The sequence below is a fragment of the Halobacterium bonnevillei genome, from assembly GCF_009831555.1.
Classification (GTDB): Archaea; Halobacteriota; Halobacteria; order Halobacteriales; family Halobacteriaceae; genus Halobacterium; species Halobacterium bonnevillei.
The window spans coordinates 1-8,363 of sequence record NZ_WUUU01000137.1 but is presented as its reverse complement, the minus strand read 5'-3'; the positions used below and the strand labels follow the sequence as shown (position 1 = coordinate 8,363).

The 8,363-nt window shown below is 70.5% G+C and carries 4 protein-coding genes and 1 pseudogene; 3 read left to right on the top strand and 2 right to left on the bottom strand.

Annotation, left to right across the window (positions count from 1 at the left end; genetic code table 11):
• Positions 1-1,917, bottom strand: a 1,917-nt coding sequence (locus tag GRX66_RS14070; protein ID WP_159527125.1) for a VWA domain-containing protein, incomplete at its 3' end; no start/stop codon positions are given.
• A gap of 34 nt (positions 1,918-1,951) precedes the next feature.
• Here GRX66_RS14070 and cobN point away from each other — a divergent pair.
• The 3 genes and pseudogenes from cobN (at position 1,952) to GRX66_RS14055 (ending at position 7,347) form a co-directional block, all read left to right on the top strand.
• Positions 1,952-5,887, top strand: a complete 3,936-nt coding sequence (cobN, locus tag GRX66_RS14065; RefSeq protein ID WP_159527124.1) for a cobaltochelatase subunit CobN — start codon at positions 1,952-1,954, stop codon at positions 5,885-5,887.
• Positions 5,877-6,602: a precorrin-8X methylmutase gene (locus GRX66_RS14060; RefSeq protein WP_159527123.1), complete on the top strand. Its 726-nt coding sequence runs from the start codon at positions 5,877-5,879 to the stop codon at positions 6,600-6,602. Before cobN ends, GRX66_RS14060 begins: the two co-directional genes overlap by 11 nt.
• Positions 6,599-7,347: pseudogene (locus GRX66_RS14055) on the top strand (cobalt-precorrin-7 (C(5))-methyltransferase). Before GRX66_RS14060 ends, GRX66_RS14055 begins: the two are co-directional and overlap by 4 nt.
• Positions 7,348-7,349: 2 nt before the next feature.
• Here GRX66_RS14055 and GRX66_RS14050 read toward each other — a convergent pair.
• Complete coding sequence (locus GRX66_RS14050; RefSeq protein WP_159527122.1) at positions 7,350-8,123, bottom strand: sirohydrochlorin chelatase; 774 nt, start codon at positions 8,121-8,123, stop codon at positions 7,350-7,352.
• Positions 8,124-8,363 lie beyond the last annotated feature (240 nt).

Here is an 8,363-nt window from a genome sequence, read left to right as displayed (position 1 = left end):
CGGGGCGTCCGAGCCGGCGTTCGCGCACCCGTCAGTCACGACGACCACGACGGCGGCGTCCGGGTTCGAGCGCGCCAGCACGTCGTCTGCGGCCCGGAGGCCCGCCGGGAGCGGCGTGCGGTCGCCGGTCGGGAGCGACTTGAGGTGGCGTGCTGCCAGCGTCACGCTGTCCGTCGGCGGCAACACCACGTCGGCGTCGTCACCCGCGAACGTCACCACTGCCACCTCGTCGCGACGCTCGTAGGCGTCCCGCAGCAGGTCGAGTGCCACGCCTTTCGCTGCGCGCATCGGTCCCCGCATCGACGCGCTCGCGTCCACTGCGAACACGACGAGCGCGGACGCCGAACCCGCTCGAACGGACTGCCGGAGGTCCCGGGATTCGACTGTGTCGCCGCCCCGTGCGGCGGCCGCTCGTACAGATGCGGCCGCATCGACGTCGTCCGTCGGGGACGCGCGCTCCGTCCGCACGCGTGGTCCGCGTCCGTCCGTGCTCGGCCTCGCGGTGGCCCGACCGCCGCCGTCCGGTCCTTCCGCGTTCGGGGACTCCGTCTCGGGCGCGGTCCCCGCTCCGGGTGCGACAGACTCCGCACGCGGCTGTCCGGGCACGAGCGGCGTCGCTTCGTCGGTCTCGCTGCCACCGTCCACGCCGTCGCCATCTTCCCCAGTCTCGCCGCCGTCCACGCCGTCGCCATCTTCCCCGGCCTCGCCGCCGCCGTCCTCGCCGTTCGTCTTGCCGTCGCGGCCGGCGGGCGCCGGATTCGGGGACTCGTCCCCGTCGCCGCCAGCGTCCTGTTCGGTCTCCGCGTCACAGGCGGCGGGCCCGGCCTCGTCGCTGTCTCCGTCGGCCGCTTCTGCGGACTCCTCGGACTGGTCCGCATCACGCTCGTCGTTCTCGTCCTCGAAGTGGTCGTCGACGACGTCCCCTGTGTCGGGTGCGTCCTCGAACGGCCGGGACTGGAGACGGTGAGGGAGAGCGAACTCGGCAGCCCGCCGGACGTCCGTCTCGGTGACCGTCGGTCGGCCGTCGAGCGCCGCGAGCGTGCGGGCGGCGCGGGCCGTTGCGACGTCTGCCCGGTGGCCGTCGACGCCAGCGTCCCGGCAGAGTTCGGCGACGTCGCGCGCCAGCGAGTCCGGGAGTGTGACCGAAGCGAGCAGGTCCCGGGCCTGGAGCAGGCTGTCTTGGATCTGCCGGGTCTCCTCGGCGTAGTCCCCGCTGAATCCGTCGAGTGCGCGGTCCAGGATTTCGACGCGGTCTTCGATGTCATCGCGGCCGGCGACCTCGACCCGGAGCGCGAAGCGGTCGCGGAACTGCGGGCGGAGTTCGCCCTCCTCGGGGTTCATCGTGCCGATCAGCGTGAACGACGTGGGGTGGACGACGCTGACGCCGTCGCGCTCGACGCGGTTGACGCCGGAGGCGGCAGCGTCGAGCAGGACGTCGACCAGGTGGTCGTCGAGGAGGTTCACTTCGTCGACGTAGAGGACGCCGCGGTTCGCCCGCGCGAGTAAACCAGGGTTGAACTCGGCGTCGCCGGCGAGCGCGTCCGTGACGGAGAGGGAGCCGACGACGCGGTCGCGTGACGCGCCGAGTGGGAGCGTGACGAACGGGACCGGGCGGGTTTCGACGGGTGGGTCGTCGCGGCCCCGACAGTCCGCGCACTGGCGTTCGGGGTCGTCTGGTGGACAGCCGTAGGGGCAGTCGGTGACTGCGCGCTGGTCCGGGAGCAGGTCGGTGAGGGCCCGCGCAGTCGTGGACTTCGCGGTGCCCTTCTCGCCGGCGACGAGCAGGCCGTCGAGGTCGTCGTTGGCGGCGACGGCGAGCAGACCGGTTTTGAGGAACTGCTGGCCGACGACGGCCGGGAACGGTACGCTCCCGCGCCGGTCGGGCGACACCTTTTTGCCGCTTCCTAATTCAACCATAGTTGTAATACCACAACGAGGGTTTAACAGACTTATGCCTACGCTTGCACTCTACACCGCGACCGAGAACGAACTCGGCGCCGTACAGGCGGCCGCCGAGCGCGTCGACGCCGACCTCGTCGTGCGCTCGGAGAGCGACCTCGACGACGACACCGACGTCGAGGCGTTCGTCGACGCCGCCACGGACGCCGACGCCGCCGTGTTCTGGCTGCACGGCGCCGAGGACAGCATGCCCGGTTACGACCGGGCCATCGAGCGACTCGCGGACGCCGGCGTCCCGCTGGTCGTCAAATCCACCGGCGACGCGTACGCCATCGAGGACACCACCGTCGCCGACGAGGACCGCGAGACCGTCTACGAGTACCTCGAGACGGGCGGCACCGCGAACGTCGCCAACTGCGTGCGCTTCCTCGTCGACCGTTACTCGGCGGCCGACCGTGCGTACGACGACCCCGTCGCGCTCCCCACCGAGGGCGTCTACCACCCCGACCACCCGGGCGCGGAGTACGACGAACTGCGCGCGACCTTCGACGCCGACCGGCCGACAGTCGCGGTCTGGTTCTACGAATCCCACTGGACGCACGAGAACACGACGTACGTCGACAGCGTCGTCCGCGCGCTGGAGGCACGGGGCGCGAACGCCTTGCCGGTGTTCTGCAACCCGGCCACGGACAGCGACGAACAGCAAGACGCGGAGTGGGTGACGGACCAGTGGCTGCTCGAGGACGGCGAAGGGTCGGAGACGCCTCGGAATGGAGCCGGTGGAACCGCCGACGGCGAGCCGGTCGTGGACGCCGTGCTCTCGTCGTTCATGTTCTCGCTGTCGATGGACGAACGAGGCCGCTCGGCCAGCGACGAGGGCGATTCGGCCGAGGACGTGTTCCTCGACCGTCTCGGCGTCCCCGTCCTCCAGACCATCACGACGATGCGCTCGCGGTCGCGGTACGAATCCTCGGACACCGGCGTGGTGGGCTTCGAACTGGCGCTTTCGGTCGCACTGCCGGAGTTCGACGGCAACGTCATCACGCACCCCATCTCGGGCAAGGAACGGACCGTCGACGAGGCAGGCATCGGCTCCGCGCCCAAGCAGCATTTCCCCATCGAGGACCGGGTCGACCACGCCGCGAGCCTCGCGGTGAACTGGGCGCGCCTCCGGCACCTCGAGAACGACGAGAAGCAGGTCGCCGTCGTCCTCCACAACTACCCGCCGAGCGACGACGGCATCGGCACCGCGTTCGGCCTCGACACGCCGGAGAGCACGGTCAATCTGCTCGACGAACTGCGTGCGCGGGGCTACGACCTGGGCAGCGAGTCGCCCCCGGACGGTCAGTCGCTCGTCGAGCGGCTGACGAGCCAGCTCACGCTCGACGACCGCTGGGTTGCGCCCGAGGACGTGCGCGAGCACAGCGTCGACCTAGTCTCGACAGACGAGTACGCCGACTGGTGGGCCGACGCGAACCCCGAGTTCCGCGAGAACGTCCTCGAAGAGTGGGGCGACCCGCCCGAACGGCCGTTCGCCATCCCCGGCGTGGAGTTCGGGAACGTCCTGGTGACCGTCCAGCCGCCGCGCGGGTTCGGGATGGACCCGGAGAAGGTCTACCACGACAGCGACCTCCAGCCGCCACACGACTACTACGCCTTCTACGCGTGGCTCCGGAACGACTTCGACGCGGACGCCGTCGTCCACCTCGGCACCCACGGCAGCCTCGAGTGGCTGCCCGGGAAGACCGTGGGACTGGACGCGGAGAGCGCGCCGGACGCGCTGGTCGGCGACCTGCCGAACGTCTACCCGTACATCGTCAACAACCCCGGCGAGGGAACGCAGGCCAAGCGCCGGTCGTACGCCGCCGTCGTGGACTACCTGACGCCGGTGATGAGCAACGCGGGCACGTACGACGAACTCGCGGAGTTGGAGGAACTCGCGTCGCGCTACCGGGAAGCCGGCACCGGCGCGGGCGCGGACGCCGAGGACCACCTCGCCGACCGCATCCGCGAGCAGGTCGACGACCTCGACCTCGCCGTAGAACTCGGAATTGCCGGTGTCGTCGACGAGAAAGCCGACGTTCGCGGACCCGACGAAGCGGGGAGTTCGCTCGCGGAGGGCGCGGTAGCTGGTGACGACGTCGCAATCGACGAGCTGGTCGAGCGCGTCCACGAGTACGTGACGGACGTGAAGACCACCCAGATCCGCCTCGGCCTCCACACGATGGGGGAACCGCCCGAGAGCGACCGTCTCGTGGAGTACCTCGTCGCGCTCACGCGCCTCGAGAACCCCGGCGCGCCGTCGCTCCGCGAGAGCGTCGCGGGCGTCCTCGGCGTGGACTACCAGACGATGCTGGACGCGCCGGGCGAGTACAGCGACGAACTGGGGATGACGTACGCGGCGGCCGCAGACGAAGTGTACGAGACGAGCGTCGACCTCGTCGAGACGCTCGCCGCGGAGGACTTCGACGTGCCGGCCTCGAACGTCGAGGCCGGGCCGGACGACGAGGTGAACATGAACCTCCTCGTGGTGGACGTCGACACCCTCGGGGACGCGAAAGCGACGTCCGGTGCGCACGACGACCTCCGAGCGGTGCTGGCGTTCATCTGCGAGGCGGCCGCGCCGCGCGTGTTCGACGCCGAGACCGAGATCCCGCAGACGGCCGACGCGCTGAACGGTGAGTACGTCGAACCCGGCGGGAGCGGCGCACCCACCAGGGGCGGCGTCGACCTGCTGCCGACCGGCCGGAACTTCTACACGCTGGACCCCCGGAAGGTCCCCGCGAAGACCGCGTGGGACGTCGGGAAGGAAGTCGCGGACGGCGTCGTTCAGCGCCACTACGAGGCGGAAGGCGAATACCCCGAGGAGGTCGGCGTCGTCGCCTGGGGTACCCCGACAGTGCGGACGCGCGGCGAGACCATCGCGCAGGTGCTGGGCCTGATGGGCGTCCGGCCGGTGTGGACCGACGCGGGCCGCATCGACGGCGTGGAGCCGATTCCGCTCGAGGAACTCGGGCGGCCCCGCATCGACGTGACGACGCGTGTCTCGGGACTGTTCCGTGACGCGTTCCCGCAGGCCGCGGGCGTGATTCACGACGCCTTGGACGCGGTCGTCGACCTGAACGAGCCCCACGACCAGAACTACGTGAAGAAGCACGTCGAGGTGGACGCCGAGGAACTCGAAGCTCAGGGCGTCGAGAACCCCGAGCGATCCGCCAAGCACCGCGTGTTCACGACTCGGCCCGGCGGCTACGGCGCGGGCACGAACAAGGCCGTCGACGAGGGCACCTGGGAGGACCGCTCGGACCTCGCGGACGTGTACGTCCAGTGGGGCGGCTACGCGATGGGGGCGCGGGGCCGCGTCTCCGAGGCTCACGACGCCTTCGAGCGCCGCCTCGGCAGCGTCGACGCGACCGTGAAAATCGAGGACACGATGGAGCAAGACGAGTTCGACTCCTCGGACTGGTACGCCTTCCACGGCGGGTTCATCTCCGCCGTCGCCGAGGAGAGCGGCGAGGAACCCGCTTCCTACGTCGGGGACTCGAGCGACCCGGACAACGTCGACGTCTACACGAACGAGGAGAAGGTGCGGAAGGCGATGCGCGCCCGCGTGCTCAACCCCGAGTGGCTCGGCTCGATGGAGGACCACGGCTACAAGGGGGCCGGCGACCTGTCCTCGACGGTGGACGTGACGCTCGGGTGGGACGCGACGACTGGCGTGGTCTCCGACCGCCTCTGGGCGGACGTCGCCGAGAAGTTCGCGTTCGACGCTGACCGCCAGGACTGGATGCGGGACGTGAACCCCTGGGCGCTGGAGTCCATCACGGACACCCTCCTCGAGGCCGTCGAGCGCGGCCTCTGGGACGCCGACGAGGCGACGGCCGAGCGCCTCCGCGACCTCAACCTTCGGGTCGAGGGCGACCTCGAGGCGAGGGCCAGTCAGTCCGCCGAGTCGGAGCAAACGGAGGTGGCCTCCGATGACGACTGACGGCCACGCTACCGACGACACCGACGACGGCGACGTCGAGGAGTACGCGGACCTGGGTGCGACGACGGCGAACGCGATGGAGATCGCGGAGACGAGCATGGACCGCGTGCGGAACCTCGTGCCCGACGAGACGCTCGCCGACCGCATCCGCCAGAAGTCCGTGCACGCGACCGGCGACCCCGAGTTCCAGCACCTGCTGCGATTCACGGGGACCGACGATTCGGAGCCCGTCCGAGCGGGCGCTCGCGCAGTCCTCGACGAGGCGCCCGTCGTGACCGACATCACGATGGTCAAGGCGGGCATCACTGGCCGCGGCCACGACTGCGAGGTCCGGAAGGCCATCGGCAACGGCGCGGAGCTGGCCGCCGAAACGGGGATGACGCGGACCGCCGCGTCCGTCCTCGAACTCGACAGCGAGGGCGTCTACGACGGCGCGATAGCGGTCGTCGGGAACGCCCCGACGGCCGCGCTCGCGCTGGCGGACTGCCTCGAGGACGGCACCCGGCCCGCCGCGATCGTCGCGACCCCCGTCGGATTCGTGAAGGCCGCGGAGAGCCGGCAGCGACTCCGCGAGGTCGCCGCCGAGCAACGCGTCCCCCTCATCACGAACGTCGGGCGGCGCGGTGGCAGCGGACTCGCCGCCAGCCTCACGAACGAACTGATTCACGTCGCCAGCGACGTCCGTGACGGCGACGTGGTCCTGGACGAACAGTGAGCGACGACGACGACCTCGACTCGGGGCCGGACCCAGCGAGGTACGCGGCCCGCCATCCGGAAGCGGCCCACGATGACGACCACGCTGTGGTGCACGCTGTCGGCATCGGCCCCGGAAACCAGGAGTTCCTGACGCCTCGCGGCGAGCGCGCCATCGCCGAGGCTGACGTCGTCGTGGGGTTCGAGACGGTCGTGGAGTTCGTTGTCGGTCTGACCGACGCGGACCTGTTGACCTGTGGGTACCGCGACGAGAGCGAGACTCTGGCCGCGTTCGCCGAGCGGGTCGAGGCCGGCGAAACCGGAACGGCCGTACTGATGGGCGACCCGAACCACTCGGGCTTCCAGTTCCTCGGGAAGGTCGAGCGGGCCGTCGACGCGCCCGTGCGGGTCGTGCCCGGCATCTCGTCGCTCCAGGTGGCGGCGAGTCGCGCCCGCACGCCGATGGAGGACACCGAGTTCGTGACGCTGCACAAGCGCGGCGACCTCGACCCAGACGTGCGGCGCCTCCGAGAGGCCGTTGGCGACCGTCACCTGCTCGTGTTGCCGCGGCCTTCGACCTGATGCCGGGCGACATCGCGGCGGACCTGCTGGACGCGGGCGCGGCCCCGGACCTGACGGCGCTCGTGCTGGAGAAGCTGACACACGACGACGAGACGGTCGCGCGCACGACGCTGGCGGACCTCGCCGAGTACGCAGGCGAGGAGACACCGTTCTCGGACCTCTCGGTGCTTGCCGTTCGCCGGTGAGGTTACCGGCCGTCGCCGTCGGCCGCGAACGCGGTGGCGTTCGCCGTCAGGCCGTCCTCGAACGTCGACGCGCCCTCGCGTTCTGCGAGCACTCGTTTCTCGGCGACCTGTGCCTCGACTGCGTCGGTCAGCCTGGGGTGCGTTCCGAGTACCTCCGCGTACGCGAGGCCGCCGCGGTCGAGTTCGAGTCGGTCGGGGATGTCCCGTTCGGTGGCCTCGTTGCCTGCGACGAACAGCGGAACAGCCACGGCGTCGTCGCCGTCGAGGTTGTAGCGCAGGCACTCCGCGGCGGGGTTCTGGACGAGATAGCTCGTGGCGACGTCCTCGTAGTCGCCGTGCTCACGCATCCGAGCGGCGTGGTACTCCGCGACCTGCCGGTAGTAGGGCTGGGAGCTGGCGCCGAGCGCGACCAGCCCGACTGCGGCGGGGTCGCCGGTCGCGGCTTCCGCGGCCCGGTCGCGGAGCGCGTCGGTGACGGCGACGCTCCGGCAGACGGGCCGGCAGTAGTGGACAGTGGCATCGAGACGGTCCAGGGCCGCGGGGACGTCCACGGTCGTCTCGCGGGCGTGCGCAGCAGTCATCGGTACGGCGAACACCGTGCCGGCGTCCACGGCGGCCAGCGGCTCGCGGAGGTCTCGCCGGGGTTCGTGTTCGTAGTGGCAAGCGTGGACGGCGTCGGTGACGTCCCGTTCGCGGAGTCTGTGGGCGTGTGTGGCGAGCGTTTCGCGGGCGTGTGCCGTGTCCCGGCCGAGCAGGACGAGTGCGTCGCGTGTCATTGTTATAAAGTTGGATTGAACTAACCCAACTCTGCTTGGGTAACTGGTCGACGGTGAGGGTCATATAGCTTGCGCTGGCCGGCGGGAACACAGCCAGCCCTGAAGAAGACGACCGCTGAATTAAAGTTCGCTTGTCCATTCACCCGATGCATGTCCGGCACGCCCGACACGCTGTTCGCGCTCGCGGCCGGGTCCACCCGCACGGCGGCGATCGACGGGCACTCACGTCGCCGCCGGGCG

Coding starts and splice junctions, on each gene's coding strand:
- cobN (WP_159527124.1), top strand. CDS start 1,952: ATGCCTACGCTTGCACTCTACACCGCGACCGAGAACGAACTCGGCGCC.
- GRX66_RS14060 (WP_159527123.1), top strand. CDS start 5,877: ATGACGACTGACGGCCACGCTACCGACGACACCGACGACGGCGACGTC.
- GRX66_RS14050 (WP_159527122.1), bottom strand. CDS start 8,123: ATGACACGCGACGCACTCGTCCTGCTCGGCCGGGACACGGCACACGCC.